The 1,393-nt window shown below is 34.7% G+C and carries 1 protein-coding gene; it reads right to left on the bottom strand.

Annotated elements, in window-relative coordinates:
• Window positions 1-19: 19 nt before the first annotated feature.
• Window positions 20-1,288, bottom strand: a complete 1,269-nt coding sequence (locus tag I6E24_RS16255; RefSeq protein ID WP_235329733.1) for a DUF4493 domain-containing protein — start codon at window positions 1,286-1,288, stop codon at window positions 20-22.
• Between the last annotated feature and the right edge of the window lie 105 nt (window positions 1,289-1,393).

Genomic DNA, 1,393 nt, shown 5'->3' with positions numbered 1-1,393 from the left:
ATTCATAATTATCCGTTTATTATTTTTCGTTTATTGTAACCTTAAATACTCCTGTAGCTTCGTTGCCATTTTTATCTGTTACAGTAATATGAAACTCATGTGATTTACCTGGGTCAGTTGCACCTGTCATATCCAAGAATGTAAAAAATGCGCCTATAGGGAAAGTATATTCTTTACACCCGTCTGTTGGAGCCTGTGAACCGACTGTAGCAACAATATTTCCGAAATCACTATTATCAATAAGATCAACTCCACCATTTTCTGACAAGAAACTTTGACCGTCCATTGTCAGTTCTACCAATATAGCCTGAAACGCATCATTTCCGGCTACAATAGTAACTATAATTTTATCCAATCCAGCCTCTGAAGCAATATATGCGTCAGCACTTGCAGGAGCATCACCGGCACCTTTAGAATATGTAACATCATCAGGTAAATTTAATGTAACTTTACCTCCTGGTGGAGTTGGTCCTATAGGAATATCAACTGTATCTTCATGATTCTCGAAAGTAATATTTGCATTAATAGTTATTCCTGTTACATTTCCAGTTGTTGACTCAGTAACACCCATATTAATTTCTATGGCATCACCACCTGTAAATGCATCACCTACATCTTCATAATTTTCTGAAGCATCGCTCTTAGTAAATACTCGTCTGTCTTTTACTGTACTTCCACTTGTGGTAGTAGCTGTAATATTTACAGTAATAGATTTAACATTTTCACCAAACAACCAATAAACAGGTGCCGGATTTTCATCCTCATTTGTAAAAGTTAATGCTGTTTCCGACCCGTCATCTACTGTTATAGTCCACGACTTGAATGAAGTCTTAAACTCATCACCATAATTAACCTGAATACGACTGTTAGCCATTTTACATACAACATTGGCTACGGTTTCAATATCCTTTGTAACAGTAATATCAGTATTTCCTGCATAATATGGAGCATCCATTTTCTTCTGAAGCTCACCTGGAGTATGAGAAGATACATTATAATTACCTACAGGTACCTGAATTGTTTCCGGTACTCCATCTACAGTATTATATTCTTTCTTTACATCTTCAATACCTTCACTTGTACCTTGAATAACTACAGGAAAATCATTTGTTGGAACATTAGATTCTGCCCTACTGTTTGACACTGGCTGTTTTACTGTTACATCAAGTTCCAAAGCACCCATTTCAAATGATTCTTCCAAATCTGATGTCAATTCTTTTTTCATCTCACATGATGAAAAGGCGCAAGCCATTAATACACCTAAAGAGAATATATTAAATAGTTTCATCTTATTATCTTATTAATTAATTATTAAATCCAATCCGAAGGTACAATTATATCAATAACTTCATCATCCGTTGATTCATTTATAGTAATGGTTATACCTAAATTA

Origin of the sequence: Bacteroides caecigallinarum (assembly GCF_021530995.1) — a bacterium.
Classification (GTDB): Bacteria; Bacteroidota; Bacteroidia; order Bacteroidales; family Bacteroidaceae; genus Phocaeicola; species Phocaeicola faecigallinarum.
This window is presented reverse-complemented; position numbering and strand designations above follow the sequence as displayed.

Coding starts and splice junctions, on each gene's coding strand:
- I6E24_RS16255 (WP_235329733.1), bottom strand. CDS start 1,288: ATGAAACTATTTAATATATTCTCTTTAGGTGTATTAATGGCTTGCGCC.